This is a genomic window from Sphingomicrobium aestuariivivum, assembly GCF_024721585.1.
GTDB lineage: Bacteria > Pseudomonadota > Alphaproteobacteria > Sphingomonadales > Sphingomonadaceae > Sphingomicrobium > Sphingomicrobium aestuariivivum.
This window is the reverse complement of record NZ_CP102629.1, coordinates 1,348,929-1,373,997: the sequence shown is the minus strand read 5'-3', so window position 1 is coordinate 1,373,997 and position 25,069 is coordinate 1,348,929. Positions and strand designations below refer to the sequence as shown.

Sequence of the window (25,069 nt, the reverse complement as noted above, 5' to 3'; positions counted from 1 at the left end):
CTCGCTTAGGGCTGGAAAAAGTTCGCCAAAGCAACTAGATCGCCCACGATCATGAGTGCCGATACCCCCCTGATGCCGATTGCCGGCCATGTCGATCCCGTGCCCACGGGCCGTGCCCCCGCGCCCGATGTTGACGGGAAGGTCAACCTCGTCGGCCTGTCGAAGGAGGGTTTGCGCGAGGCGCTGCTCGCCGGCGGCATGGCGGACAAGCAGGCCAAGCTCAGGGGCAAGCAGATCTGGCACTGGATCTACAATCGCGGTGCGACCTCGTTCGACGAGATGACCGACATCGCCAAGGCGCAGCGCCCCTGGCTCGAGGAACGGTTCACCATCCGCCGGCCTGAAGTGGTCGAGGCGCAGGTGTCGTCCGACGGCACCCGCAAGTGGCTCCTGCGCACCCACGACAATCACGATTTCGAGATGGTCTTCATCCCCGATGCGGACCGCGGCACGCTGTGCGTGTCGAGCCAGGTCGGCTGCACCTTGAACTGCCGCTTCTGCCACACGGGCACGATGCGGCTGGTGCGCAACCTCGAGCCTTACGAGATCGTCGGGCAAGTCATGCTGGCGCGCGATGCGCTGGGCGAATGGCCGAGCCGCCCCGACGGGCGCCTGCTCACCAACATCGTGATGATGGGGATGGGCGAGCCGCTCTACAATTTCGACAATGTGAAGCAGGCGCTGAAGATCGTCATGGACGGCGACGGGCTGGGCCTGTCGAAGCGCCGCATCACCCTGTCGACCTCGGGCGTGGTGCCGATGATGGAGCGCTGCGGCGAGGAGATCGGGGTCAATCTCGCGGTCTCGCTCCATGCGGTGACCAAGGAAGTGCGCGACGAGATCGTGCCCTTGAACAAGAAATACGGCATCGACGAGCTCCTGAGCGCCTGCGCCGCCTATCCGAGCGCCAACAATGCGCGCCGTATCACCTTCGAATATGTGATGCTCAAGGACAAGAATGACAGCGACGAGGACGCGCACGAGCTCGTCCGGCTGCTCAAGGAGTATGACCTTCCCGCCAAGGTGAACCTCATCCCCTTCAACCCGTGGGAAGGCGCGCCCTACGAATGCTCGACGCCCGAGCGGGTGAAGCGCTTCTCGGACATCGTCTTCGAGGGCGGGATTTCGGCGCCGGTGCGCACCCCGCGCGGTCGCGACATCGACGCGGCCTGCGGGCAGCTGAAGACCGCGGCGGAGAAGAAGAGCCGCGCCCAGCGCGACCGCGAGGCGGCCGGAGAGGCTTGAACCCTGCGCTGACCCGCGCCAGACATGGCGACAGGGGGTAAAGCGCATGTCACTTCTGAAGAAGCTCGCGGACCAGCATCTCACGGCCGGCACCATCACGCTCATACGGCATGACGGCAGCACCGAGACGATCGGGTCGGGCGAGCGGACGCTGACGCTCCGGCTGCACGATGCCAGCGTCGTCGGCGATGTCGTGCGCAATCCGCGCCTCCATCTGGGCGAGGCCTATATGGACGGGCGGTTGACGATCGAGGACGGGACGATCCTCGACCTGCTCGAGATCGTTCAGAAGAGTTCGCGCTGGGAGGAGGGCGGGCTGTCGGCCTCGCCCTTCAGGACCTCGACCACGCTGGGCAAGGCGGCACGTTGGCTCCGGCGCAACAATCCGGTGACGAGCCGCAAGAACGTCGCCCACCATTATGACATCGGCAACGACCTCTACGCGCTCTTCCTCGACCCGCGGCGGCAATATAGCTGCGCCTATGTCCGCGACGAGAATCTGGGGCTCGAGGAGATCCAGGCCGACAAGCTGGCGCATATCGCCGCCAAGCTGCACCTGCGCGAGGGCGACCATGTGCTCGACATCGGCTCGGGCTGGGGCGGGCTGGCGATCTACCTCCACAAGGTGGCGGGGGTGAAGGTGACGGGGGTGACCCTGTCGACCGAACAGCTCGATTATGCGCGAAAGGCCGCGGCGGAGGCGGGCTGCGGCGATGCGGTCAGTTTCCAGCTGATCGACTATCGCGCGCTCAGCGGCAGCTTCGACCGCATCGTCTCGGTCGGCATGTTCGAGCATGTCGGCGAGGCGCATTATGACGAATTCTACGCCAAGTGCCGCGAATTGCTCAGTCCTGACGGGGTCATGCTCGTCCACACCATCGGCAAGTTCGGGCAGGCCTCGGGGCCCGACCCCTTCACCGACAAATATATCTTTCCCGGCTATCACATCCCCTCGCTCTCGCAGATGTGCGCGGCGAGCGAGAAGGCACGGCTCATCGCCAGCGATGTCGAGACGCTGCGGCTCCATTATGCCTTCACGCTGCGCCACTGGCTCGAACGGTGCGAGAAGCATCGCGACGCGATCGTCGAGATGTATGACGAGAAATTCTACCGGATGTGGTGCTTCTACCTCGCGGGCGGGGTGGTGATGTTCGAGGACGGGGGCGCGTGCAATTACCAGGTCCAATATGTGAAGGACCGCCGCGCACTGCCGATCACCCGCGACTATATGGCCGAGGCCGAAGCGCGTTATCGGGCAATTGATGTCGGCTGAGGCCGCACCGTGGTGGGAGCGGCGGGAATATCTCTTCCTGCTGCTGGCGGTATCGCTGTTGCCGACGCTGCTGCCGGTGGCGATGGGAGGGATGCCGCCGCTCGTCGACCTGCCCTTCCATTATGCGCGCTTCGCCATCGGTCATGGCGGCGAGGGCGCGGCCTATTGGGCGCCCTATTTCGAGCATGGCTTCAAGTTCACCGGCAATATCGGCGGGGACCTCCTCGTCGCCGCGCTGGCGCCCGTCATCGGCGTGTCCGCCGCCACCAAGCTCATCGTTTGCCTGATCCCGCCCTTGTGGGTGGGGGCGAGCTGGTGGCTGTCGCGCGAGGTCCTCGGGCGGGTCGCGCCCGCGATCGGCATCGTGCCCGCCTTCGCCTTCGCCCAGCCCTTTCTCTACGGCTTCGTCAATTACACGCTCTCGATCGGGCTGGCGCTGGCCGCGCTGGCGCTGTGGGTGCGCTGGGGGAGGCAGGGGCATGTCGCGCGCCGCGCGCTCGCCTTCCTGCCGATCGCGCTCCTCGTCTATCTTGCCCATCCCTATGGCTGGGGCGTGCTCGGGATCGGCGCCTTTGCCGCCGAATGGGACCGCCGGCGCCGCGAGGGCGCGGGCCATTGGCCGGCGCTGTGGCGCGGCGCGCTGGCGACCTGGCCGCTGTTCCTGCCCTTTGTCCATCTTGGCTATTGGTTCGTCACCAGCGACGTGGTGACGGGCAATGCCGGCTATGATTTCAGCATCGAGCGCAAGCTCACCGCGATCGGCACGCTGTTCCTCGACCAGTGGCGATGGTTGGACCTTGCGATGGCAAGCATGACCGTCCTGCTGCTGGTCGGCGCGACGCTGTCGAACGACTTTGCCTGGCGCCGGACGATGCTGCTCTGGTTCGCGGGGCTCCTCACGCTTGTCTTCTTCGCCATGCCGCGGGTGCTGTTCGGCTCGGCCTTTTCCGATTTCCGCATGGCCCCGGTGATGCTGCTCGCCTTCTTCCTCGCGCTCGACGGGGTGCGGCGAAAGGACCGCGCGTTGATCGCGGCAGTGGCGCTCGGATTCGGGCTGCTCAAGCTGGCGACAACCAGTGCGAGCACGCTCATCTGGTCCGACCGGATCGCGGCGCAGCGCGCGGTGATCGCCGACCTTGCGCCCGGCACGCGGCTGTTCGCGCATTATGCCCCGCGCGAATGCCGGACCATCTGGCCACTGCGTCGCAACGCCCATATCGGCGGGTTCCACATCGCCGAGAACTCCGGTTATGCGAACAACATGTGGGAGATCAGCGAGGCGAGCCCGCTCAAGCTGCGCGAGGCCGCCGACCGAACCAAGTCCGACCCGCACACCTTTGCCTGGTCGGACAATTGCGAAACGCGCGCGCCCGCCCTTTTCCGAGCCATCCTCGAGGACCTGCCGCGCGAGCGATATGATTATGTCTGGCTGGTCGATGCCGGCATGCCGGCGGGCATGGACGAGGATTTCCGCCTCGTGCGCGAGGGCGGCGGGTCTGCGCTTTACGAGATCAGGCGCTAGGCTTCTTCAGGACATAGCCCTGCGTCCACAACAGGCCGCGCAGGACGGGTACGTTTGCCAGCGCCCTGTCGAGGGCCTTGAGGAGTTTGGCGCCGGGCTTGCCGCCCGCCTCGGCGATGAGGGGGAGGTAGAAGCCGAAGCGCTTCTGCTCGACGACCTCGAAGCCAGCCTTGTCGATCTGCTGCTGGAGCTGGCCTGCGGTGAGCAGGTTGATGTGCCCCAGCTCCTCGGCATGACCGTAGATCTTGCGCGCGAGCCACAGGACAGCGGGGAATTTGAACAGGCGCGCCATGAGCTCGACGGTGGCCCAGCGCTGCGGGGTGGTGAGGATGAAATGGCCGCCCGGCTCGAGGCTGTCATGGACCGCGTCGAGCAGGCCCTGGCTGCCCGAGGGCGGCACATGTTCGAGCACTTCGGAGCAGATGGCGAGCTTGTGCGGGCCGAGGCCGAGTTTTTGCGTCGCGTCCTTCTGGTGGACCGAGATGCCCGCTTTTCCCTCGACATTGGCGAGATAGGCGGGGTGGATGTCGACGGCATCGACGAGGCGGCCCGAACCGGCCATTCCCTCGGTGAAAATGCCGCAGCCGACGCCGATCTCGAGGAGCCTGTCACCGGGCGCGCTATAGCGCTCGACACGGTCCATCACGAAGTGGCGGCGGTCCCAGTGGAGCTGGCGGCGGGTGGCGTTGGGGTCGGTGTAAAGGTTGCGCTGGAAGGCGACATCGTCGGCCGAGCCTTCGGCGGCGCGGATCGCGTCGGGGGCCATCTGGCCAGTGACGGTACCTTGGGCGGTCATTCGCTGTCTCCGATCTCTTCGGCCACGACATAGAGCGGGCGCTGCTTGGTTTCGGTGAGGATGCGCCCGACATATTCGCCGAGGATCCCGAGGCTGATGAGCTGGATCGAGCCGAGGAAGAGCACGGCGACCATGATCGAGGCATAGCCCGGCACGTCGACGCCGGTGACGAGCGTGCGGATGACGATGAAGGCGGCGTAGAAGAGCGTGCCGATGGCGACCAACCCGCCGATATAGGACCAGACGCGCAGCGGCACGGTCGAGGCCGAGGTGATGCCGTCCAATGCCAGCGTCCACAGCTTCCAGAAGCCGAATTTGGTCGAACCGTTCTCGCGCTCCTCGCGGGCATAGGTGACGGTGGCGGTCTTGAACCCTGCCCAGCCGAACAGGCCCTTCATGAAGCGGTTGCGCTCGGGCAGCGCCTTGATGACCTCGACGACCTTGCGGTCGAGCAGGCGGAAATCACCCGCATGCTCGGGGATCTTGTCCTTCGAGAGGGCATTGTGGGTGCGGTAATAGGCGCTCGCGGTCCAGCGCTTCAGCGCGCCGTCCGACTGGCGGTCCTGCCGCACGCCGACGACGACCTCATGCCCCTCGCGCCACTTGGCGAGCATCGGCGCGATGGCCGATGGCGGGTCCTGCATGTCGACGTCATAGGGGATGACTGCCTGTCCGCGGGCATGGTCGATACCGGCGGTAAGCGCGGCTTCCTTGCCGAAATTGCGGCTGAGGGACAGGCCGCGGATGCGCGGGTCGCGCGCGGCGGCGTCGCGGATGAGGCCGAGGGTCGCATCGCTCGAGCCATCGTCGATGAAGAGGATCTCGAAGCTGTTCGCGGCGGCATCGTCCAGTGCCTCGAGGATCGGCACGACGGTGGCGAGGAAGGCGGGGATGGCCGCTTCCTCGTCCTTTACCGGCACGAGCAGGGTCAGTTCGGGCGAGGCGATCTGGCTCATCATGTTCATGCGTACACCCATTTGCGATGGAGCGCGAAGGTCAGCCAAGGGGTGACCAGCACGAGGGGGATGGTCGGCCACCAGGTCGGCCCGCCCATTTCCTTGACGAGCAGCCAGATCCAGAACTGGTTGACGAGGAAACCGGCGACATTGACGATCGCGAAGCGGACATTTCGGCGCGCCGGATTGTCACGGCTGCCATGGCCCTTGAAGCTGATCGCCCCGTGCGCGGCATAGCTGATGAAGTTGAAGACGATGAAGACGAGCAGCAGCGACAGGTTGGGATCCATGAAGTTGGCGAGGATCCAGTAGGCGAGCGCCACGCCGAGCGTGATGGCAAAACCGGTCGCGGCATAGCGCACGACCTGCAGAAGCACCTGCTGCCGCTCGGGATCGAGCCCTTCCCATGCCTGCCGCATCGCGGTTCCCATAATTGTCCCACCCCAATAGCCATGCGAATCTAGCCGCTTTCGAGCGTCTTGGCACGCCTATGGTAAACGGCTCCTAAAGATTTTGTCCCTAGAGCTTTTGCTTGCATGGGCAGGGCCGAGCAGGAATGGTCGGGCCGACCGACAGGTACGAGGGTATTGGGGGCAAGCATGCTGGCGCGTATTCGCAACTGGCTCGAGCGGCGCTGGGTCGTGGGCACGATGATCGTGTGGATGGTGTTCACGAGCGTGGTGACCGCCTTCAACATGGTCTCGATCGCCACGCTCAACCTGCGCGATACCGACGACAATCTCCGGCTCCTGCAGGTCCGCGACTGGATGGCGGGGCAGGGCTGGTACGATTTGCGCCAGTACCGGATGCTGAGCCCCGAAGGCGCGGACATCCACTGGTCGCGGCTCGTCGACCTGCCGATCGCGGGGCTGATCGCGCTGACCGAGCCGCTGTTCGGGCTCGACGGGGCCGAGCGTTTCGCCACCACGGTGGTGCCGCTCATCGCGCTGCTCTTCACCATGATCGGTATCGCGCTGGTGGCGCGCCGGCTGGCGGGCCCGCTCGGCTGGCTGCCGGGGGTCATCGCGCTGATCTTCTCGAGCATCGCGATCAGCGCCTTCATGCCGCTGCGCATCGACCATCACGGCTGGCAGCTCGCCTGCCTTGCCTGGCTGCTGGTCGGTGTCACCGATGCCGAAAAGCGCCGCGGCGGGGTCATCGCGGGGCTGGCGACGGCCACCTCGCTGGTCATCGGCCTCGAACTCCTCGTGCCGCTGGCGATCATCGGCGCGGGGCTGGTGCTCGGCTGGATCTGGCGCGCCGATGAAGCGCGGCGCGTCGGCGCCTATGGCGCCTCGCTCGCGCTCGGCTGCGCGGGCGGTTTCCTCGCTTTCGCGTCGGAGGCCAATCGCGCGATGGTGTGCGATGCGCTCACGCCTGTCTGGCTGAGCGACATGCTGCTGGCGGGCGCGGCAGCCGTGCTGCTGGCGTGGGCGAGCCCCGCCGGCTGGCGCCGGCGACTGCTGCTCGCGGGCGTGGCGGGTCTAGTGATTGCCGCCTTCCACGCGCTCGCCTTCCCTCAGTGCCTGACCCGCCTCGAGGGGGTGTCGCCCGAAGTGAGCGCCATGTGGCTCGAGCGCGTCAACGAGGCGCGCGGGGTGCAGACGCACAGCCCCAAGGTGGCTCTGGTCACGCTGCTGCCGCTCCTTGTCGGGCTTGCGGGCTATGTGCTGGCCTTCGGGCGCGGTGCCGGCGACTTCGAGGCGCGTCGCCGCGTCCTGATCATCGCCGTGCCCGCGCTGGTGACGGCGTTGCTGCTTGGCTGGCAGATCCGTGCCGGGGCGGCGGCGCAGCTTCTCGCGGTGCCCGGCGCGGCGCTGTTCGTTTCCATCCTCCTGCCCCGCACGCTGGGCTCGGGCTCGCCGCTGGTGCGCATCATCGGCACCTACCTGGCGGTCACGCTGGGGATCGGCGCGCTCGCCCCGATCGTCGCCAACTATTTGCCCAAGAACAGCAGCGAATTGCGCGACGAGCGGATCGAGGCGGCCAAGGACGAGGCGATGGCGGGCGGAGAGGTGCGGCTCTTCTGCAAGGAAGCGCGGGTGATGGGGCGGCTCAACCGGATCGAGCCGTCGACCGTGTTCATCCATATCGACCTTGCGCCGCGCCTCCTCGTGCTGACGCATCACGACACCATCACCGGCCCCTATCACCGCAACCACGAGGCGATCGGCCATGTCCTGTCGGTGTTCGACGCACCGCCCGAGGAGGATGAGGCCGCCGCGCGCACGGTGCGGGCCTATGGCGCCGACTACCTCATGGTGTGCGACGAGGATGGCGGCATGGACGAGGCGCCCGAGGGGCCGGGGCTCAACGAGCGGCTGCTGCGGGGCGAGACGCCCGACTGGCTCGATCGGGTCGAGGCGCCCTTCCTCGAAGGGCTGCCGCTCAGATTGTACGAAGTTCGCTGATCAAGGCGGCGGCGATGCCGTCGATGACGAACTGGCTGGCGAGCGCGGCGAGGATGACACCGAGCAGGCGGGTGATCATCGCCTCGAGCTTGGCGCCCATCAGCTTCATCAGCGGCCCCGCCGCCAGCAGCGCGATCATGGTGAGGAGGATCACCGCGCTCATTGCCGCGGTGATGGTGGCCTTTTCCGCCATGCTGTCGGCCTCGGCCATGTAGAGCATGATCGCGGCGATGGTGCCGGGGCCCGCGATCATCGGGATCGCCATGGGGAAGACCGACACGTCCTCGGCCTCGGGCGTGCCCTCGATTTCGTGGGCGCGGTTCTCGCGGCGTTCGGTGCGCTTCTCGAACACCATGTCGAGCGCGATGATGAAGAGCATGATACCGCCCGCGATGCGGAAGGCGGCAAGGCTGATGCCCAGCGCATCGAGCAGCGGCTCGCCGAGGAAGGCGAAGAAGAGGAGGATGAACCAGGCCACGATCGCGGCGCGGATCGCCATGCGACGGCGGTCGGCTGCGGCGGCGTCGCGGGTGAGGCCTGCGAAGATCGGCGCATTGCCCGGCGGGTCGACGATCACGAGGAAGGTGACGAAGGCCGAGGAGAAGAGGGCAAGGAGGCTCGACGTCACGACTTAATTCTCCTGTTCGGCCTCGATGAGGAGGCGATAATCGCCGCCGTCCCAACCCCAGACGCGAAGCAGGCGACGTTGTTCCGCCCTATCGCCCCATTGGCCGAGCCGCCACTCCCATTTGAGGCTGGCGTCCCCGCTCATGGCGATGCGCCCCTGCGCTTTGTCGGTCTCATAGTCGACCGGCGGGTCGGGGTCGGGCAGGTTGCGACAGGAGGGGCGTTCGAGCTCGACCACCGGCGCGGCAGCGGGCAGCCGCGCTGCCGCATCCTCGATGCCGAGGTCGAGAAGGTAGCGCCAGCCCGTTCCCTCCTGCCATTGCCAGACAGTATGGAAACGGCCGGTGCCGCCCGCGGGATCGAGATAGGGGCCGCTGTTGATCGCGGTGCGGCCATGGCAGCTGAGGATCGAGCGGGTGGCGAGCCAGTAGAGCGGCTGCTCGGGCTCGTCGGCGGCAAGCGCTGCCGCCAGTTCCTTCGCCGGCAGCATGCGGCGTCCGACGAGAATGCCCTCTTCGGCGGCCCAATGGCCGAACGCCTGCCACTGACCCTTGTCCTGCGCGTCCCTCATGAAGCCGATTTCGGCGGCAACCGGACTGACATAGTCCGGCGCGGCGGCCTGGAGGAGCAGGGCGAGGATCAAAGCTTGGGGGGCTCGAGCCCTTCGCGGGCGTGGGCGGCGGTCAGCGTGTTGGCGAGCAACATGGCGATGGTCATCGGCCCGACCCCGCCTGGCACCGGCGTGATCGCCGCGGCCTTTTCGGCAGCCTCGCCATAAGCGACGTCGCCGACGAGCTTGCCCTTCGCGCCTTCCTCGGGCGGGGGCAGCCGGTTGATGCCGACGTCGATGACGGTGGCGCCTTCCTTGACCCAGTCGCCCTTGACCATCTCGGGGCGGCCGACCGCGGCGACGAGGATGTCGGCGGTGCGGGCGATCTCGGGAAGGTTGCGCGTGCGGCTGTGCGCGATGGTGACGGTGGCATTTTCGGCGAGCAGCAGCTGCGCCATCGGCTTGCCGACGATGTTCGAGCGGCCGATCACGACGGCGTGGAGGCCGCTGAGGTCGCCGCGCTCTTCCTTCAACAGGCGGATGCAGCCCGCGGGCGTGCAGGGGACCAGCGCCTCCTTGCCCACGGCGAGCTTGCCCGCATTGACGACATGGAAGCCGTCGACGTCCTTGGCGGGGTCGATGGTGTCGAGCACCTTGGCCTCGTCGAGATGCGCGGGCAGCGGTAGCTGGACGAGGATGCCGTCCACGGCGGGATCGGCATTGAGCTTGCCCACGAGGCCGAGAAGGTCGGCCTCGCTGGTGTCGGCGGGCAGGCGGTGGACCGCGCCTTCCATACCGGCCTTGTGGAGCGCTTTCTCCTTGGCGCCGACATAGACGGCGCTGGCCGGATCGTCGCCGACGAGGACGACATGGAGCCCGGGCTTGCGCAGCGCCTTGCGGGAAAATTCGCGCGAGGCCTCGGCGACCCGCTCGCGCAGGGCGGCGGCGGCGGCCTTGCCGTCGATCGGCCTGGCGCAACCCATCAGCGCGCCACCGTCGGCCCGATTTCCATCAGGATGCCGGGCATGATGAAATTCTGGAGCGCGATGATGCCGAAGATCACCACCATCGGCGCAAGGTCGATGGCGCCGAAGTCGGGCATCACCTTGCGGATCGGGCGGTAAAGCGGCCGCGTGATGCGGTCGAGCACCTCGACGATGGTCGAGACGACCCGGCTGTAGGGGTCGAGCACCTTGAAGACGAAGAGCCAGCTGATCACGACCTGGGCGACGATCACCCAGAAGAGCGCGGTCAGGAGGAGCGAGATGATACCGAAGAGCGCGTAGATCATGGGACCGGCTTAGCCGCCCCCATGTGCGCCCGCAACAATCCTTCGACGAGTGCCGATCAGGGGGCGAAGCGGTTGGGCTGTGCCTCGGCGAGGATGAAGGCGAAATCGCGCGCCGGATCGGTCCATTCATGCGTCGGCGTCCAGCCCCCCGCGAGCAAGAGGCAGCGCGCCCCGCGGGGGCCGTATTTGTGGCTGTTCTCGGTGTGGATCGTCTCGCCTTTGGCGAAGGCGAAGCGCTGGCCATCGAGATGCATCTCGGTGTCGCGGATGGCGACGAGATGCATCTCGATCCGTCCCAGCATCTCGTTCCAGCGCGCCTCGTGGACGAAGGCGTCCTCGTCGAGCCCCGCGCCCAGTTCGCGCCTCATCCGGGTGAGGAGGTTCTTGTTGAAGGCGGCGGTCACGCCTTCGCGGTCGTCATAGGCGGCGCGGAGGCGATCGAGGTCCTTGATCCGGTCCATGCCGATCAGCAGCTTCGAGCCGTCGCGCAGGATGTCGCGGAAGGTGCGCAACAGGTCGGTCGCGCTGCGCGGCACGAAATTGCCGATGGTCGAGCCGGGGAAGAAACCGACGCGTGTCAGTCCCGCGATCTCGTCCGGAAGGTCGAAGGGCTTGGTGAAATCGGCCTCGACGGGGTCGATGGCGAGGTGCGGATGGTCCTTCTGGAGATCGGCCGCCGAGGCGCGCAGATAGTCGCCCGAAATGTCGATCGGGACATAATGGTCGGGCTCGAGCGCATCGATCATCAGCGGGGTCTTGGTCGCGCTGCCCGCGCCGAATTCAATGAGCGCGCCGCCCTTGCCCGCCGCCGCCGCGATGGCGTGGGCATTATCGCGCATGATCGCGGTCTCGGTCCGGGTGGGATAATATTCCTCAAGGCGCGTGATGTCGTCGAACAGCTCGGAGCCGCGCGTGTCGTAGAGCCAGCGCGCGGGGATGGCGGGCTGGGCCTGCGCGAGGCCGCGAGCCACGTCCGCGCGAAAGGCGGGATCGGCGGTGGTGGAGGCTTCGGCCTCAAGCGTTTCGGGCAAGTCGGACTCCGGTGAACTGCCAGCGCTGCTGGGGGTAGAAGAAGTTGCGATAGGAGGCGCGGGCATGACCCCTGGGGGTCGCGCAGGACGCCCCTTTCAGGACGAACTGCCCGCACATGAACTTGCCGTTATATTCGCCGACCGTGCCTTCCTCGGGTGTGAAGCCGGGGTAGGGGAGATAGGCCGAGCCGGTCCATTCCCAGCAATCGCCGAAGGGGCCGGGGGTGCCATCGGGCATCACGGGGGCGGCGGTATCGAGCTGGTTGCCGGCCTGCGGATCGGCATTGTCGAAGGCGGCTTCCCATTCGGCCTCGGTCGGCAGCCGCGCATCGGCCCAGCGGGCATAGGCCTCGGCCTCGTAATAGCTGATGTGGGTGACGGGGAGCGAAGGCTCGATCGGGCGGCGGCCCGACAAGGTGAAACGGCTCCATTCCCCGTCCTGCCGGCGCCAGTAGAGCGGGCTCTCGATACGGTTGTCGCGTACCCATGCCCAACCGTCAGACAGCCACAGCGAGGGGGTCGAATAGCCCCCGTCCTGCATGAAGGCGGCCCATTCTCCCTGCGTGACGAGCCGGTCGGCAATCTCGAAGGGGGCGAGGAGGGCGGGGTGGCGCGGACGCTCGCAATCGAAGCTGAAACCGTCGTCGCCGTCGGTGCCGGTCATCACCTCGCCGCCGTCATGGCGGGTCCAGCCCAGCGGCGGCGTGCTGCCTTCCGCCAGTGCCCGGCCGGGCAGATAGGCCGGGTCGAGCGGGTTTTCGTGGAGCGTGGCGAGGATGTCGGTGAGGAACAGCTCCTGATGCTGCTGCTCGTGGTGGATGCCGAGCTCGACCAGCGCGCGCACCTCGGGCGAGAAACCCGGCAGGGCGGCGAGCAGCGCGGCATCGACATGGGCGCGATAGGCGCGGATCTCGTCGAGCGAGGGGCGGCTGATCATGCCGCGACGGCAGCGCTCGTGGCGCTCGCCCTCGCCGTCATAATAGCTGTTGAAGAGGAACGGCCAGCGCTCGTCGTAGAGCGTGTAGCTGGCGACATGGTCGCGCAGGATGAAGGTCTCGAAGAACCAGCTGGTATGCGCCAGATGCCATTTGGCGGGGCTGGCGTCGGGGTGCGGCTGGAGCGTCGCATCGGCATCGGACAAAGGCGCGGCGAGGTCGAGCGTCAGGCTACGGGTCGCCGTATAGTTTTTGCCGAGATCCGGCCTTGGCTGCTCGTCGCTACGGGCCACAATAATCGCAGCATAACAGCTAAAGTTACGCTGTCGCTACGGGTATTGGACTAATTTCGAGTTTTTCCCGGTTGCCACAGGATATCGCCCCGCCCTTGTGCCGCCAGCGCCCGCGCGGCCACGAACAAATGGTCGGACAGGCGGTTGAGATAGGCGAGCGCATGCTCGTTGACCGCTTCTTCCGCCGCCAGCGCGACCGCCTTGCGCTCGGCGCGGCGCACCACGGCGCGGGCGAAATAGAGGTGGGCGGTGCCGGGCGAGCCGCCGGGCAGCACGAAGCTGGTGAGCGGCTCGAGGCCTTCGTTCATCGCGTCGATCTCGTCCTCGAGGCGGGTGACCTGTCCGGGCAGGATGCGCAGCGCGCCCTCGATCCCTTCCGGCGTGGCGAGGTCGGCGCCGAGGTCGAACAGTTCGTTCTGGATGCGGCGCAGGGCTTCGACTTCGCCCTCCTTGCCCGCTTCGACCGCGCTGATGGCGACGCCGAGCGCCGAATTGGCTTCATCGACATCGCCGATCGCCTGCATGCGCAGGGCATTCTTGGCGACGCGGCTGCCATCGACGAGGCCCGAGGTGCCGTCGTCACCCGAGCGGGTGTAGATTTTCGTGAGCTTCACCATGGCGGCGAGCCTAGCGGGATCAGTCGCGCGCGACCAGCAGGATGGCGCAGATGATCATGATCGCCACGCCCTGGAAGATGACGCGCTTCTGCATGTAATTCTGCTGCTGCGCGCCCGAGACGTCCTTGCCGTTGGCCATGGCGATGACGCCGCGCACGAGGACGTAGGCGGTGGCGCCCATGGCGAGGATGAGGAGGATGATAAGGAATGTCGTCATGATAGGGCCTTATGTAGGGTCGGCGAGGCGGTAACCCAAGGGCAGCCTTTCGTCCATCAGTGCATCGAGGAGGGCAGGGCCGTCGACGCCGTCGGCGCGCATCTGGCGGAGGGTGGGCGCCTGGTCGCGCTTGGCGAGCCGCTTGCCGTCCCCGTTCACGACGATGCGGTGGTGGAGATAGCGGGGTTCGGGCAGGCCGAGGAGCTGTTGCAGGAGCCGCTGGATGGGGGTCGAGCCGGCAAGGTCGGCGCTCCGCGTCACCAGCGTCACCCCCTGCGCGGCATCGTCGAGCACGCAGGCAAGATGATAGGCGGCGGGCGCATCCTTGCGCGCGAGGATGGCATCGCCGAGGTCGGCGGGCTGCGCGAAATGCATGGTGCCCTCATGGTCCTGCCAGCTCGGCAGGCCGCCGGTGAGGGCGAGCGCCTTTTCATGGTCGAGCCGCCAGCTGTGCGGCTCGGCCTCGCGGCGGGCAGGGTCGTCGGGCAGGTCGCGGCAGGTGCCGGGATAATAAGCGCCGGGATCGCCATGCGGCGCGGCGAGCGCGGCCTCGATGTCCTTGCGGGTGCAGAAACAGGGGTAGAGGAGGCCGCGGCGGCGAAGCCCCTCGAGCGCCTCGTCATAGGCGGCGACGCGCTCGCTCTCGACCATCACGGGGCCGTCGAAGGACACGCCGAGCCAGTCCATGTCTTCGTGGAGCGCGGTGACATATTCGGGGCGGCAGCGGGTGGCGTCGAGATCGTCGATCCTGAGGCGGATCTCGCCGCCCCAGGCGATCGCCTTCAGGCCCCGCGCGAGGCTGTAGGCGTGGCCCAGATGCAAATGGCCGGTGGGCGAAGGGGCAAAACGCGTGATCATCGCGACTCGCCCCTGTGGCAAAAGTGACTCTTGTCAGATTCCCGAGATTCTGTTGTCATGAGATCAACATCATGGGTTGGCATCCATGGTGGCGACAGACGGAAAGACGGGCTGAAACGCCGCCGGTCTCCCGCTCGGTGAGTGCGATGCGCCTGGGGGACGGTGTCGGGGCCCGGATGGGAACGACACGAAAGGCTTTGTCCGTGCATCACCACCCCGACCTCACCCGCCATCCCGACAGCTGCCCCTGCCTCGTGCTCAACGCCGACTATACGCCGCTGTCCTACTATCCCTTGAGCCTGTGGCCGTGGCAGACCGCGGTCAAGGCGATGTTCCTCGAACGGGTGGATATCGTCGACCATTATGAGCGCACGGTGCATTCGCCGAGCTGCGACATCAAGCTGCCGAGCGTCATCGCGCTGCGGCAATACGTCAAACCCAACGAATATCCGGCCTTCACGCGGTTCAACCTGTTCCTGCGGGACAAGTTCTCCTGCGTCTATTGCGGGTCGGGCAAGGAATTGACCTTCGACCATGTCGTGCCGCGCCGGCAGGGCGGGCGGACGAGCTGGGAGAATGTCGCCACCGCCTGCGCGCCGTGCAATTTGCGCAAGGGCGGGCGCACGCCGGCCGAAGCGCACATGCCGCTGCTGACGGGCGAACCGATCCGCCCGACGAGCTGGCAGCTGCAGGAGCATGGCAAGGGCTTTCCGCCCAATCACCTCCACGAGAGCTGGCGCGATTATCTCTACTGGGATGTGGAACTGGAAGCCTAGCTTCAGCCGTTTGCGGCCATCCATTCCTTGAGCTTCGGCGCGACCTCGGGGTCGTCCATGCCGAGGGCGAGGTTGGCGAGGGCAAAGCCCGCCTTGGTCCCGCAGTCGTGGCGGACCGCGTCGACCGCGACCGCGTGGAAGGGCTGCTTGCCGATGAGCTTGGCCATCGCGTCGGTCAGCTGGATCTCGCCGCCCGCGCCTTTTTCATGTGCGGAGAGCTCGTCCATCACCTCGGGCTGGAGGATGTAGCGGCCGACGATGCCGAGGGTGGAAGGCGCATCCTCGGGCTTGGGCTTTTCAACCATGCCCTTGACCTCGGTCGCGCCATTGGCGGTCTCGCCGGGCTCGACGATGCCGTAGCTGGAGGTCTTCTCGCGCGGCACGTCCTGCGCGCAGACGATGTTGCCGCCATGCTGTTCATAAGCCGCCATCATCTGCTTGAGCGCGCCCGGCTTGCCGACCATCAGGTCGTCGGGGAGGAGCACCGCAAAGGGTTCATCGCCGGTGATGTGGCGCGCGCACCAGATGGCGTGGCCGAGGCCGAGCGGTTCCTGCTGACGCACCGTCAGGAGTTCGCCGAACCCCGCGCGGCTGGGGGCGAGCGGGGCCTTGGACTTGCCGCGCTCTTCCATCGTCTTCTCGAGCTCGTAGGCCATGTCGAAATAGTCGACGAGGCTGGCCTTGCCGCGGCCGGTGACGAACACCAGCCGTTCGATGCCGGCCTCGCGCGCCTCGTCCACCGCATATTGGATGAGCGGACGATCGACGATCGTCAGCATCTCCTTGGGCATGGTCTTGGTCGCGGGCAGGAGCCGCGTGCCGAGACCGGCCACGGGGAATACGGCATATTTGACGGGTTTGGGCATCAGTCTTCCTCGTCGTTCGGGACGTCGGTGGGCGTATCGGGACCGGGCGCGGGGCCGATGATGTCGGAGGGGTCGTTCGACGCCTCGTCGATATCGGTCGCGGGATCGGGTTGCGGAGCGGCGCCCCCTTCGGGCGGGGGCAGGTCGAACGGGTCGGGCTGCCGCGGTGTCGACTTGCGCACGATCTCGTCGATCCGTTCGGGGCGCGCATAGGGCGGCGGGGTTAACAGATCATCTGCATCGGGCGTGGTGCTTGCCAGCGCGGGGCGCGGCGGCAGGTCGCTGCCCACGGCGGGCTTCAACGGGCCGGCATCGCCGCAGGCGGCAAGCGCGGCGGCGGGCATGAGGACAAGGGCAAGGCGAAGCTTCATCCCCGCCGCAATGCCGCATTGCCGCGCTGCTGCCAACTCCCTAGGTAAGCGACATGTCTTGGAAAACCCTCGGAGCCGCGCTCCTTTTCACATCGCTCGCCGCCTGCGGCAACGACGCGCCCGTCACCGACGAACCGGTCATCGGCAGCGAGGCGGGCGTCGATCGCAGCCACGCCGGCGCGCCCATGCCCGCAATCGACATCCTGTCGCCCGAGGGCGAGACGGTGGCGCTGGCCGATGTCGCGGCGGGCGAGCCGCTGCTGGTCAATTTGTGGGCGAGCTGGTGCGCGCCGTGCGTCGAGGAGCTGCCGACGCTGGTCGAGCTTGCCAACCGCGGCGATGTCGCGGTGCTGACGCTGAGCCAGGACATGGCACCTCCCGCCTCGATCGCCGCCTTCCTCGAGGATGCGGGTCTCGACGATGTCGAGCGCTGGCAGGACCCCGAGATGGCCTTTTCGACCGAGCTTCCCGTCGCGGTGATGCCGGCGACGGTGCTCTATGACGCCGACGGCAAGGAAGTGTGGCGCTACCTCGGCGACCTCGACTGGTCGGGCACCGAGGCAGCGGGACTCATCGCCGAGCTGGACTAGTCCAGACGCGTCATCCCGGCGCAGGCCGGGATCCATGTCCCGGAGCACTATCGCAATGGCATGAGCCCCAGCCTTCGCTGGGGCGACGACTTAGTCCCTGAGCAGATCGTTGATCGAGGTCTTGCTTCGCGTTTTCTCGTCGACCGTCTTGACGATCACGGCGCAGGCGAGGCTTGGCCCGCCGTCGCGGCCGGGCAGGGTGCCGGGGACGACGACCGAATAGGCCGGCACGCGGCCGTAATGGACCTTGCCGGTGTGGCGCTCGACGATCTTGGTCGAGGCCGAGATGAACACGCCCATCGACAGGACCGCGCCCTTTTCGACGATGACGCCCTCGGCGACTTCCGAGCGGGCGCCGATGAAGCAGTCGTCCTCGATGATCACGGGATTGGCCTGCAAGGGTTCGAGCACGCCGCCGATGCCCGCGCCGCCCGAGAGGTGGACGTTGCGGCCGATCTGCGCGCAAGAGCCGACGGTGGCCCAGGTGTCGATCATCGCGCCTTCGCCGACATAAGCGCCGATGTTGACGAAGCTCGGCATGAGGACGGCATTCTTGGCGACATGCGCGCCGCGGCGCACGATGGCGCCCGGCACGGCGCGAAAGCCCGCCTGCTTGAAGGCGTCCTCGCCCCAGCCGAGGAACTTGGAATCGACCTTGTCCCACCAGGGCGCGCCGCCGGGGCCGCCGGGGATCGTCTGCATCGGGTTGAGGCGGAAGGAAAGGAGCACCGCCTTCTTGAGCCACTGGTTGACGCGCCAGCCGCCGTTTCCGTCGGGCTCGGCGACGCGGGCTTCGCCGCGATCGAGCATCAGGATGGCTTCCTTGACGGCCTCGGCGAGCGCCTCGTCCGATGCGCTCACGCTGTCGCGGCGGTCCCAACCCTGTTCGATCTCGCGCTCGATGCTCATCCCTGTTCCCCTTGCCTAAGCGATTGCAGCCAGACGCCGACATCGCCGATGGCGATGTCGACATGCGCCGTTTCGGGCGCTTCTTGCGCCTGTTCGGAGCCATTGTCGACCCACACGGTGGTCAGCCCGAGCTCCTTGGCGGGCTTCAGGTTCTTGGCCATGTCCTCGACCATCACCGCGGCGGCGGGGTCGATGTCGAACTGGCCAAGCAGCAGCTCGTAGCCGTGCCGCTCGGGCTTGGGGCGATAGGCGGTGGCATGGATGTCGTGGACATGGACGAAATGGCTGTGCAGCCCGAGCCGTTCGAGCACGCGGGTCGCATAAGGCGCATCGCCATTGGTGTAGATGAATGCGCGGCCCGGCAGGCCCGCGATGCCCTCGACGATGCGCGGGTCGGGGGTGAGGTCCTCCAACGGAATGTCGTGCACGTCCTCGAGGAAATGGTGCGGGTCGACCCCATGCTCAGCCATCAGCCCCGCCAGCGTCGTGCCATGGCCGTGGAAATAGCCTTTCTGGATGCGATAGGCTTCGTCATGATCGACCTCGAGGAGGCGCGCGATATAGGCGGTCATGCGGCGATCGACATGGCGGAACAGCCCGCTCGACGCCGGATAGAGCGTATTGTCGAGATCGAAAATCCAGTCGCGGACATGGGAGAGGCGGGGATCCATGGCCCCCGTCTAGCTTTTGGTCCGTCTTTCAGCAAAGCGTAAGTTTTCCTTTACTATAAGGCCTGAGATTTCTCACTGTTTGGAACGGGTTAGCGTATGAGCGGAGGGCGTGAATTGAAGCGGGGTCTGGGGACGACGAGCATCGTGGCACTGGCGTTCGCGCTGGCGGCCTGCGGTGGCTCGAGCCCGCCGCGCTCGACCCCGCTGCCGCCGCCCTCGTCGAACAATGACGCCAGCCCGCCGCCCGAACCGGCACCGGCGCCCGCTCCCGCGCCCGATCCCACGGTCGACTTCGACACCGCCGAATATCGCGCCTCCACCTATCTCGGGGCGACGCAGGCGATCGGCGCCTATGAAGCGGGTGCGAGCGGCGAGGGCATCGGCCTTGCCGTCATCGACACCGGTATCAATCCTTCGCTGTCCGCCTTCGCGGGCCGCGTGTCGGACCTCAGCCGCGACGTGGCGGGCAATTCCAGCGTCAATGACGTCGACGGTCATGGCACCGCGGTGACCGCGGTCGCGGCGGCCGCGCGCGATGGCAGTGACACCATGGGGGTGGCCTATGAAGCGACCATCCTCGCCTTCCGCGCCGACGATCCCGGCAGCTGCGCCGATACCGATGGCTGCCTCATCTCGGACAGCGCCATCGCCAATGGCATCGACGCCGCGGTCGCGGGCGGGGCGCGGGTCATCAACATCTCGCTCGGCGGCGGCGATCCGGGCCGCACGCTGCAGGAAGCGGTGCGGGGTGCGGCGGCGGCAGGCGTCGTCATCGTCGTCTCGGCGGGCAATGACGGCGAGGACCCGAGGCTCGGCGCGCAGCCTGACGTGCTCGCCTCGGCGATGGCCGACCTTGCGCCGGGGCTGGTGATCATCGCCGGCGCGCTCGGCAGTTCGAGCGGCTACGGCCTCGATGAAAACGTCCTTGCCGACTATTCGAACCATGCGGGCTCGAGCGCGGACCATTATCTCGCCGCGCTCGGCACGCGGGTGCGCGCGCCCGATCATACGGGGCAGGAATATCTGTGGTCGGGGACCAGCTTCTCGGCCCCCGTCATCTCGGGCGCCGTCGCGCTGATGGCGCAGGCCTTTCCCAACCTCAGCGGTCGCGAAATCGTCGAAATCCTCTTCAACAGCGCCGACGACCTCGGCGCCGCGGGGGTCGACGGCGATTATGGCAACGGGCGGCTCAACATCACGGCGGCCTTCGCGCCGCAGGGACAGACCAGTCTTGCCGGCACCGGCATGGTCGTGTCGATCGACGACAATGGCGGGCTCCCCGCCGCGGCGGGCGATGGCGGCGGCCCCGATGCGCCCGGCGGACAGGGCACGTTGGTGACCGACCGCTATGACCGCGCATATGCCTTCGATCCGACCGCGACACTGGCCCGTGCGCCCGGCGAGCGTCCGCTCGGCCGCGCGCTGGCGGGTGCCGCGCAGCGCAGCGAGACGGTCGCTGCCGGTCCCGTCGCGCTGGCGATGACCATCGAGCCGCGCACCGACACGGTGGCGCGCGGCGACATCAACGCCGAGCCGCTCGGCCTTGTCGGCGCCGAGCGCGAGGAAGCGCGCCTGCTGGCCGCGCGGATGGTGGCACGGATCGATGATCGAACCGCCGTCGCGCTCGGCTTCGCGCAAGGGGCAGGCGCCATGCAGCGCCAGCTCGAGGGCGTGGCCGAGGGTGATTGGCTCGCCGCGCGCCGCGAGGATCGCGGGTTCGCCGCCGTGGCGGGCGAAGCGGTCGCGCTGAGCCGCGACATGGGCGCGGTGACGCTGAGCCTTGGCGTGGACCGCGGCGCGGTGTGGAGCCGCGACGGCGCGGGCGAGCGGGAAAGCGCCTATGCCAGCTGGTCGCTCGGCCTGTCGGGCGATCTCGGCGGCCTTGCCACTGCGGGGGTGAAACTCACCCAGGTCGACGAAAGCGAGACCCTGCTCGGGGCGCGCGTCGCGTCCTGGCTCGGCGGGGGGGAGGGGGCGCGCAGCCGCTTCCTCGATGCCCGCCTGTCGCGCAGCCTCGGGCCGCTCGACCTGTCGGTCGAGGCACGGCGCGGCTGGACCGATTTTGCGGGCGGCGCGCTCGAGACCAGCGCCTATGGCGCGACCATCGCCTCGAATGGCGTCTTCAGCGGCGGCGACCGGCTCGCCTTGCGCCTCGCCCAGCCGCTGCGCGTCGAGGCGGGCGGGTTCGACCTGTGGCTGCCGACCGCGTGGGACTATGCCAGCGAGACCGCGACCTTCGGCGACCGGCGCTTCAGCCTGTCACCTTCGGGACGCGAATGGGTCGCGGAAGTCGGTTACGGCCGTGCGCTGGCGGGCGGCTGGCTCAGCGCCAACGCCTATCGCCGCAGCCAGCCGGGCCACGTCGGCGATGCCGACGCGGACCTCGGCGGCGCGATCCGCTACAGCCTCGACTTCTAGCGGTCGCGATAAGCGCTGGCGGTGAGCGGATCGGCGCAGCCCTCGGCATCGGTGCGCCAGACCGCCATATAGGCGTCGGCCGGCGGCAGGTCGCCGAGGTCACGCTTTTCCACGACCACCGGCTCTTCGCCGGCGAGGCGGTCCAGCGCGCAGGACGGGATGTCGGGCGAGGGCTCGCGCGGGCTCACCTCGATATGCGTGTCGGGATAGATCTCGAGTACCGGCTGGCTGGCGCCGGTCAGCGCGAGGGCGGGGAGGAGGATGAAGAACTTCATGACGCGTCTCCTGTCGGCCGCGCCATCCTACCATCAGCCGCTCAGACGGTAAAACTCTCGCCGCAGCCGCAGGCACCCTTGGCGTTGGGATTGTCGAAGACGAAGCCCGCGGCGAAATCGTCTTCCTTCCAGTCCATCACGCTGCCGACGAGGTAGAGCACGCTCGCGCCGTCGACATAGAAGATGCCGCCGGGGGTCTCGATCTTTTCATCGAAGGTGGATTCCTCGGTGACGTAATCGACCGAATAGGCCAGCCCCGAACAGCCGCGGCGCGGGGTCGAGAGCTTGACGCCGATGGCATCGGCGGGCGCCTGCCCCATGAGGTCGGCGATCCGCTGTTCGGCGGCCGGCGTCAGGGTGATGGCGGCGGGGCGGGTGCGGGTTTCGGTCATCACAGCATCCCCAGTTCGAGGCGCGCCTCGTCCGACATTTTCGAGGGGTCCCACGGCGGGTCCCAGACGAGCTTCACCTCGGCATCGCGCACGCCGGGCACGCTCAGCGTGCGCACCTCGACCTCGCCCGGCATCGTCTCGGCGACGGGGCAGTGCGGGGTCGTCAGCGTCATGGTCACGGTGGCATCGCCGTCCTCGGTCACCTCGACGCCATAGATGAGGCCGAGATTGTAGATGTCGACGGGGATCTCGGGGTCGTAGATCGACTGCAGCGCCTCGACGATGGCGGCCTTCACTTCCTCGGCGCTGTCGGGTGCAGCCTTTTCGGCGTTGAGGAAGCCTTCGAGATAGTCGCGCTTGCGCTCGAGCTTCGCGCCGTCGGATTCAGGCGCGCTTGCGGGCTGCATCGGGGTCTCGCCGACGCGGGCGCGGGGCGGTTTCTCGACGGCGTCGACTTCTTCCACGGTGATCTTGCGCTCGCTCATTATCCGAAAATCCGTTTCACTTTCTGAAGGCCCTCGAGGAGGGCGTCGACATCGCCCATGTCCGAATGGGCGGCAAAGCTCGCGCGCACGGTGGCGGGCACGCCGAGGCGGTCCATCAGCGGCTGGCAGCAATGGTGGCCCGCGCGCACGGCGACGCCCGCATCGTCAAGGATGGTGGCGACGTCATGGGCATGGATGTCGCCCATGTTGAAGCTGACGATGCCATGCGCGTCGGCCGGGCCGTAAAGGCGCAGGTCGTTGATGCCGCGAAGGGCCTCGAGGGTCGCGGCGACGAGGGCATTCTCATGGGCGGCGATGGCCTCGCGCCCGATGCCGTCGATCCAGTCGCAGGCGGCATGGAGGCCGAGCGCGCCGACGATATGCGGGGTGCCCGCCTCGAAGCGGGTGGGCGCGGGGGCGTAGGTGGTGCCCTTTTCGAAAGAGACGCGGTCGATCATCGAGCCGCCGCCCTGATAGGGGGGCATGGCATCGAGGATTTCGCCCTTTGCCCAGAGCGCGCCGATGCCGGTCGGGCCGTACATCTTGTGCGCGGAGGCCACGTAGAAATCGCAACCCAAGGCGGCGACATCGACGGGCAGGCGCGGCGCGGCCTGGCAGCCGTCGAGGAGGAATTTGGCACCCGCGTTCTGCGCCATCGCGGCGATCTCGGGGGCGTCGAGCAGCGCGCCGGTGACGTTGGAGAGGTGCGAGAGCGCGACCAGCTTGACCTTGCCGTCAAGCTTGGCGCGGACGTCGTCGAGATCGATGCGGCCGTCACCGGTGATGTCGGCGACGCGGATCTCGGCACCCGTTTCGAGCGCCAGCATCTGCCACGGCACGATGTTCGAATGATGCTCGAGGCGCGAGAGGAGGATCGCGTCGTCCGCACCGATGTTGGCGCGGCCCCAGCTGGCGGCAACGAGGTTGATCGCCTCGGTCGCACCGCGGGTGAACACCACTTCCTCCGCCTTGCCGCCAAGGAAGGTGGCGAGGCGGCTACGCGCGGCTTCATAGGCGCGCGTCATCGCCGCCGAGCGATCATAGACGCCGCGATGCACGGTGGCGTAGCGCGGGCCGTAGCCCTCGGCGATGGCGTCGATCACCGCCTGCGGTTTTTGAGCGGTCGCGGCACTGTCGAGATAGTGCCACCCGCCGAGCCCCGGAAACCGGGCGCGCAGGTCGGTGGGGATGGCGGCGTGGGCGTTCATCGCGTCAGCTCGCGCAATTTCGTGCGGGCGAGGGTGGCGATGTCCGCCTCTTCGCCAAGCTCGTCCCACAAGCCGCCGATAAAACCTTCGAGGAGCAGCGCCTTGGCATCTTCGGGCGAGAGGCCGCGGGCCTGCGCGTAGAAGAGCTGCATCGCGTCGAGTTCGCCGACCGTCGCGCCATGCGCGCAGGCGACGTCGTCGGCGAAGATCTCGAGTTCGGGCTTGGCGTTGGCGGTGGCCTCGCGGCTCAGGAGCATGGCCTTCACGTCCTGCTCGCTCTCGGTCTTCTGCGCCTCGCGCGCGACCGCGACCTGCCCGAGATAGGTGCCGGTGGCCTTGCCGCCCAGCACCGTGCGGACCGTCTGGGTCGAAGTCGCGCCGGGGGCGATGTGGCGCACGAAGGTGACGACCTCGAGCGTCGCGTCACCGCTGCCGACATTGGCGGCGTGGAAGGTGAAATCCGAGCCCTCGTGCAGTGTCACGTCGAGCTCGATGCGGCCGTAGCGGTCGGCGCAATTGAGCGCATAGAGGTCGAAGGTCGCGCCCTCGGCGATGGTCACGGCGGCGCGCTTCACGTCGATCGCATCGCCGCTCGGCATCCAGATTTGCTGCAACTTTTTGTGCGCAGCAATTTCGATCGCCTCGGGGGCCGAAAGGTCGTCCCAGACCTCGCCCAGCGCCTTGATATCGGCGTAGCGATAGGCCTCGTCGGCGCGGGTGGGGAGCGGGGCGGTCATGCTTAGGCCACCACCTCGGCATAGCCTTCGCGCTCGAGCTGGAGTGCGAGGTCGGGGCCGCCCGATTTGACGATCCGGCCGGCCGACAGGACGTGCACCCTGTCGGGCTGCACATAGTCCAAGAGGCGCTGGTAGTGGGTGATGAGGAGCACGCCCTTGTCGGGTGCGCGCATGATGCGGTTGATGCCCTCGCCGACGGCTTTCAATGCGTCGATGTCGAGGCCGCTGTCGGTCTCGTCGAGGATGGCGAACTTCGGCTGCATGATGCCCATCTGGACCATCTCGGCACGCTTCTTCTCGCCGCCCGAGAAGCCGACGTTGACGGGGCGCTTGAGCATGTCGGCAGGCAGCCCGAGGGCGGACGACTGCTCTTTCGCGAGCTTGATGAACTCGGCGCCCGACAGTTCCTCTTCGCCGCGCTCGCGGCGCTGGGCGTTGAGGCTCTCGCGCAGGAACTGGAGCATCGAGACGCCGGGGATCTCGACCGGATATTGGAAGCCGAGGAAGAGGCCCGCGGCGGCGCGCTCGTGCGGCTCCATGTCGAGGAGGTCCTTGCCGCCGAAGTCGGCGCTGCCGCCGGTCACGTCATAGCCGGGGCGGCCGCCGAGCGCATAGGCGAGCGTCGACTTGCCCGCGCCATTGGGGCCCATGATGGCATGGACTTCGCCCGCGGGTACGGTGAGGTCGAGGCCCTTGAGGATGGGCTTGTCGCCGGTCGCGACGTGGAGGTTTTCGATCTTCAGCATGGC

General features: G+C 67.5%; 29 protein-coding genes. 7 read left to right on the top strand and 22 right to left on the bottom strand.

Translation table 11 applies throughout. From position 1 onward, the window contains the following. Window positions 1–51 precede the first annotated feature (51 nt). Genes rlmN through NUW81_RS07095 form a run of 3 tightly spaced genes read left to right on the top strand, consistent with a single transcriptional unit; the run spans window position 52 to window position 4,040 of the window. Window positions 52–1,245: a dual-specificity RNA methyltransferase RlmN gene (rlmN, locus tag NUW81_RS07105; protein ID WP_245111870.1), complete on the top strand. Its 1,194-nt coding sequence runs from the start codon at window positions 52–54 to the stop codon at window positions 1,243–1,245. A 46-nt stretch (window positions 1,246–1,291) separates the two neighbouring features. Beyond that, window positions 1,292–2,518, top strand: coding sequence for an SAM-dependent methyltransferase (locus NUW81_RS07100; protein ID WP_245111868.1), 1,227 nt, complete (start codon window positions 1,292–1,294; stop codon window positions 2,516–2,518). Further along, complete coding sequence (locus NUW81_RS07095) at window positions 2,508–4,040, top strand: hypothetical protein (RefSeq protein ID WP_245111866.1); 1,533 nt, start codon at window positions 2,508–2,510, stop codon at window positions 4,038–4,040. The genes NUW81_RS07100 and NUW81_RS07095 overlap by 11 nt, the downstream gene beginning before the upstream one ends. Here NUW81_RS07095 and NUW81_RS07090 read toward each other — a convergent pair. From NUW81_RS07090 to NUW81_RS07080, 3 genes are read right to left on the bottom strand one after another with little or no spacing between them, the layout of a single operon-like run. Next, window positions 4,030–4,836, bottom strand: coding sequence for a class I SAM-dependent methyltransferase (locus NUW81_RS07090; RefSeq protein ID WP_245111863.1), 807 nt, complete (start codon window positions 4,834–4,836; stop codon window positions 4,030–4,032). The genes NUW81_RS07095 and NUW81_RS07090 overlap by 11 nt on opposite strands. Next, window positions 4,833–5,801, bottom strand: a complete 969-nt coding sequence (locus NUW81_RS07085; RefSeq protein ID WP_245111861.1) for a glycosyltransferase family 2 protein — start codon at window positions 5,799–5,801, stop codon at window positions 4,833–4,835. Before NUW81_RS07085 ends, NUW81_RS07090 begins: the two co-directional genes overlap by 4 nt. Beyond that, window positions 5,798–6,223 carry a GtrA family protein gene (locus NUW81_RS07080; protein ID WP_245111859.1) on the bottom strand — a complete coding sequence of 142 codons (426 nt, stop codon included), beginning with the start codon at window positions 6,221–6,223 and terminating at the stop codon, window positions 5,798–5,800. The genes NUW81_RS07085 and NUW81_RS07080 overlap by 4 nt, the downstream gene beginning before the upstream one ends. A 168-nt stretch (window positions 6,224–6,391) precedes the next feature. On the opposite strand from NUW81_RS07080, the gene NUW81_RS07075 reads away from it, so the two are divergent. Then, entirely contained in the window at window positions 6,392–8,203 is a 1,812-nt protein-coding gene (locus NUW81_RS07075) for an AcrB/AcrD/AcrF family protein (RefSeq protein ID WP_245111857.1), read from the top strand. On the opposite strand, the gene NUW81_RS07070 is transcribed toward NUW81_RS07075, so the two are convergent. The 9 genes from NUW81_RS07070 to gluQRS are packed head-to-tail and all read right to left on the bottom strand — an operon-like array spanning window position 8,181 to window position 14,622. After that, window positions 8,181–8,831 carry a MarC family protein gene (locus tag NUW81_RS07070; protein ID WP_245111855.1) on the bottom strand — a complete coding sequence of 217 codons (651 nt, stop codon included), beginning with the start codon at window positions 8,829–8,831 and terminating at the stop codon, window positions 8,181–8,183. The genes NUW81_RS07075 and NUW81_RS07070 overlap by 23 nt on opposite strands. A gap of 3 nt (window positions 8,832–8,834) precedes the next feature. After that, window positions 8,835–9,473, bottom strand: a complete 639-nt coding sequence (locus NUW81_RS07065) for a hypothetical protein (protein ID WP_245111853.1) — start codon at window positions 9,471–9,473, stop codon at window positions 8,835–8,837. After that, entirely contained in the window at window positions 9,470–10,363 is an 894-nt protein-coding gene (folD, locus tag NUW81_RS07060) for a bifunctional methylenetetrahydrofolate dehydrogenase/methenyltetrahydrofolate cyclohydrolase FolD (protein WP_245111851.1), read from the bottom strand. Before folD ends, NUW81_RS07065 begins: the two co-directional genes overlap by 4 nt. Continuing rightward, window positions 10,363–10,671: a YggT family protein gene (locus NUW81_RS07055; protein WP_245111849.1), complete on the bottom strand. Its 309-nt coding sequence runs from the start codon at window positions 10,669–10,671 to the stop codon at window positions 10,363–10,365. Before NUW81_RS07055 ends, folD begins: the two co-directional genes overlap by 1 nt. A gap of 56 nt (window positions 10,672–10,727) precedes the next feature. Beyond that, window positions 10,728–11,702 (bottom strand): L-histidine N(alpha)-methyltransferase, encoded by a 975-nt coding sequence (egtD, locus tag NUW81_RS07050; RefSeq protein WP_245111846.1) that lies wholly within the window; start codon window positions 11,700–11,702, stop codon window positions 10,728–10,730. Beyond that, entirely contained in the window at window positions 11,686–12,930 is a 1,245-nt protein-coding gene (gene egtB / locus NUW81_RS07045) for an ergothioneine biosynthesis protein EgtB (RefSeq protein ID WP_245111844.1), read from the bottom strand. The genes egtD and egtB overlap by 17 nt, the downstream gene beginning before the upstream one ends. A gap of 50 nt (window positions 12,931–12,980) precedes the next feature. Next, window positions 12,981–13,547 (bottom strand): cob(I)yrinic acid a,c-diamide adenosyltransferase, encoded by a 567-nt coding sequence (locus NUW81_RS07040; protein ID WP_245111842.1) that lies wholly within the window; start codon window positions 13,545–13,547, stop codon window positions 12,981–12,983. Window positions 13,548–13,566: 19 nt separating this feature from the next. After that, window positions 13,567–13,764 carry a twin transmembrane helix small protein gene (locus NUW81_RS07035; protein WP_245111839.1) on the bottom strand — a complete coding sequence of 66 codons (198 nt, stop codon included), beginning with the start codon at window positions 13,762–13,764 and terminating at the stop codon, window positions 13,567–13,569. 9 nt (window positions 13,765–13,773) lie between these two features. After that, window positions 13,774–14,622: a tRNA glutamyl-Q(34) synthetase GluQRS gene (gene gluQRS, locus NUW81_RS07030; RefSeq protein ID WP_245111836.1), complete on the bottom strand. Its 849-nt coding sequence runs from the start codon at window positions 14,620–14,622 to the stop codon at window positions 13,774–13,776. A gap of 203 nt (window positions 14,623–14,825) precedes the next feature. On the opposite strand from gluQRS, the gene NUW81_RS07025 reads away from it, so the two are divergent. After that, window positions 14,826–15,398: an HNH endonuclease gene (locus NUW81_RS07025; protein WP_245111835.1), complete on the top strand. Its 573-nt coding sequence runs from the start codon at window positions 14,826–14,828 to the stop codon at window positions 15,396–15,398. Between the two features lie 2 nt (window positions 15,399–15,400). Here the strand turns inward: NUW81_RS07025 and NUW81_RS07020 are convergent, their stop codons facing one another. Together NUW81_RS07020 and NUW81_RS12025 are read right to left on the bottom strand one after the other, a co-directional pair. After that, a complete protein-coding gene (locus tag NUW81_RS07020; RefSeq protein ID WP_245111834.1) occupies window positions 15,401–16,264 on the bottom strand; it encodes a UTP--glucose-1-phosphate uridylyltransferase in 864 nt (287 codons plus the stop codon). After that, window positions 16,264–16,635 (bottom strand): hypothetical protein, encoded by a 372-nt coding sequence (locus NUW81_RS12025; protein WP_312025026.1) that lies wholly within the window; start codon window positions 16,633–16,635, stop codon window positions 16,264–16,266. The genes NUW81_RS07020 and NUW81_RS12025 overlap by 1 nt, the downstream gene beginning before the upstream one ends. Before the next feature lie 53 nt (window positions 16,636–16,688). Between NUW81_RS12025 and NUW81_RS07010 the strand changes: the two genes are divergently transcribed. After that, entirely contained in the window at window positions 16,689–17,225 is a 537-nt protein-coding gene (locus tag NUW81_RS07010; protein WP_245111833.1) for a TlpA family protein disulfide reductase, read from the top strand. 90 nt (window positions 17,226–17,315) lie between these two features. On the opposite strand, the gene dapD is transcribed toward NUW81_RS07010, so the two are convergent. Together dapD and NUW81_RS07000 are read right to left on the bottom strand one after the other, a co-directional pair. After that, window positions 17,316–18,134, bottom strand: a complete 819-nt coding sequence (gene dapD / locus NUW81_RS07005) for a 2,3,4,5-tetrahydropyridine-2,6-dicarboxylate N-succinyltransferase (protein ID WP_245111832.1) — start codon at window positions 18,132–18,134, stop codon at window positions 17,316–17,318. After that, a complete protein-coding gene (locus NUW81_RS07000) occupies window positions 18,131–18,805 on the bottom strand; it encodes a pyrimidine 5'-nucleotidase (protein ID WP_245111831.1) in 675 nt (224 codons plus the stop codon). Before NUW81_RS07000 ends, dapD begins: the two co-directional genes overlap by 4 nt. A 144-nt stretch (window positions 18,806–18,949) precedes the next feature. Between NUW81_RS07000 and NUW81_RS06995 the strand changes: the two genes are divergently transcribed. Continuing rightward, on the top strand, window positions 18,950–21,223 hold the full coding sequence (locus tag NUW81_RS06995; protein WP_245111829.1) for a S8 family peptidase: 2,274 nt from the start codon (window positions 18,950–18,952) through the stop codon (window positions 21,221–21,223). Here NUW81_RS06995 and NUW81_RS06990 read toward each other — a convergent pair. Genes NUW81_RS06990 through sufC form a run of 6 tightly spaced genes read right to left on the bottom strand, consistent with a single transcriptional unit; the run spans window position 21,220 to window position 25,066 of the window. Then, complete coding sequence (locus NUW81_RS06990; protein ID WP_245111827.1) at window positions 21,220–21,498, bottom strand: hypothetical protein; 279 nt, start codon at window positions 21,496–21,498, stop codon at window positions 21,220–21,222. The genes NUW81_RS06995 and NUW81_RS06990 overlap by 4 nt on opposite strands. A gap of 41 nt (window positions 21,499–21,539) precedes the next feature. Beyond that, window positions 21,540–21,890, bottom strand: a complete 351-nt coding sequence (locus tag NUW81_RS06985; RefSeq protein WP_245111824.1) for a HesB/IscA family protein — start codon at window positions 21,888–21,890, stop codon at window positions 21,540–21,542. Next, window positions 21,890–22,378, bottom strand: coding sequence for an SUF system Fe-S cluster assembly protein (locus NUW81_RS06980; protein WP_245113733.1), 489 nt, complete (start codon window positions 22,376–22,378; stop codon window positions 21,890–21,892). The genes NUW81_RS06985 and NUW81_RS06980 overlap by 1 nt, the downstream gene beginning before the upstream one ends. After that, window positions 22,375–23,583, bottom strand: a complete 1,209-nt coding sequence (locus tag NUW81_RS06975) for a SufS family cysteine desulfurase (RefSeq protein ID WP_245111822.1) — start codon at window positions 23,581–23,583, stop codon at window positions 22,375–22,377. The genes NUW81_RS06980 and NUW81_RS06975 overlap by 4 nt, the downstream gene beginning before the upstream one ends. Beyond that, window positions 23,580–24,320 (bottom strand): SufD family Fe-S cluster assembly protein, encoded by a 741-nt coding sequence (locus tag NUW81_RS06970; RefSeq protein WP_245111819.1) that lies wholly within the window; start codon window positions 24,318–24,320, stop codon window positions 23,580–23,582. Before NUW81_RS06970 ends, NUW81_RS06975 begins: the two co-directional genes overlap by 4 nt. Window positions 24,321–24,322: 2 nt before the next feature. Then, window positions 24,323–25,066: a Fe-S cluster assembly ATPase SufC gene (gene sufC, locus NUW81_RS06965; RefSeq protein ID WP_245111817.1), complete on the bottom strand. Its 744-nt coding sequence runs from the start codon at window positions 25,064–25,066 to the stop codon at window positions 24,323–24,325. Window positions 25,067–25,069: the final 3 nt, after the last annotated feature.

Coding starts and splice junctions, on each gene's coding strand:
- NUW81_RS06990 (WP_245111827.1), bottom strand. CDS start 21,498: ATGAAGTTCTTCATCCTCCTCCCCGCCCTCGCGCTGACCGGCGCCAGC.
- folD (WP_245111851.1), bottom strand. CDS start 10,363: ATGGGTTGCGCCAGGCCGATCGACGGCAAGGCCGCCGCCGCCGCCCTG.
- NUW81_RS07055 (WP_245111849.1), bottom strand. CDS start 10,671: ATGATCTACGCGCTCTTCGGTATCATCTCGCTCCTCCTGACCGCGCTC.
- dapD (WP_245111832.1), bottom strand. CDS start 18,134: ATGAGCATCGAGCGCGAGATCGAACAGGGTTGGGACCGCCGCGACAGC.
- NUW81_RS07075 (WP_245111857.1), top strand. CDS start 6,392: ATGCTGGCGCGTATTCGCAACTGGCTCGAGCGGCGCTGGGTCGTGGGC.
- NUW81_RS07090 (WP_245111863.1), bottom strand. CDS start 4,836: ATGACCGCCCAAGGTACCGTCACTGGCCAGATGGCCCCCGACGCGATC.
- sufC (WP_245111817.1), bottom strand. CDS start 25,066: ATGCTGAAGATCGAAAACCTCCACGTCGCGACCGGCGACAAGCCCATC.
- NUW81_RS06975 (WP_245111822.1), bottom strand. CDS start 23,583: ATGAACGCCCACGCCGCCATCCCCACCGACCTGCGCGCCCGGTTTCCG.
- NUW81_RS12025 (WP_312025026.1), bottom strand. CDS start 16,635: ATGAAGCTTCGCCTTGCCCTTGTCCTCATGCCCGCCGCCGCGCTTGCC.
- NUW81_RS07095 (WP_245111866.1), top strand. CDS start 2,508: ATGTCGGCTGAGGCCGCACCGTGGTGGGAGCGGCGGGAATATCTCTTC.
- NUW81_RS07085 (WP_245111861.1), bottom strand. CDS start 5,801: ATGAACATGATGAGCCAGATCGCCTCGCCCGAACTGACCCTGCTCGTG.
- rlmN (WP_245111870.1), top strand. CDS start 52: ATGAGTGCCGATACCCCCCTGATGCCGATTGCCGGCCATGTCGATCCC.
- gluQRS (WP_245111836.1), bottom strand. CDS start 14,622: ATGATCACGCGTTTTGCCCCTTCGCCCACCGGCCATTTGCATCTGGGC.
- NUW81_RS06970 (WP_245111819.1), bottom strand. CDS start 24,320: ATGACCGCCCCGCTCCCCACCCGCGCCGACGAGGCCTATCGCTACGCC.
- NUW81_RS07020 (WP_245111834.1), bottom strand. CDS start 16,264: ATGCCCAAACCCGTCAAATATGCCGTATTCCCCGTGGCCGGTCTCGGC.
- NUW81_RS07010 (WP_245111833.1), top strand. CDS start 16,689: ATGTCTTGGAAAACCCTCGGAGCCGCGCTCCTTTTCACATCGCTCGCC.
- NUW81_RS07035 (WP_245111839.1), bottom strand. CDS start 13,764: ATGACGACATTCCTTATCATCCTCCTCATCCTCGCCATGGGCGCCACC.
- NUW81_RS07100 (WP_245111868.1), top strand. CDS start 1,292: ATGTCACTTCTGAAGAAGCTCGCGGACCAGCATCTCACGGCCGGCACC.
- NUW81_RS06985 (WP_245111824.1), bottom strand. CDS start 21,890: ATGACCGAAACCCGCACCCGCCCCGCCGCCATCACCCTGACGCCGGCC.
- NUW81_RS07040 (WP_245111842.1), bottom strand. CDS start 13,547: ATGGTGAAGCTCACGAAAATCTACACCCGCTCGGGTGACGACGGCACC.
- NUW81_RS07080 (WP_245111859.1), bottom strand. CDS start 6,223: ATGGGAACCGCGATGCGGCAGGCATGGGAAGGGCTCGATCCCGAGCGG.
- NUW81_RS07000 (WP_245111831.1), bottom strand. CDS start 18,805: ATGGATCCCCGCCTCTCCCATGTCCGCGACTGGATTTTCGATCTCGAC.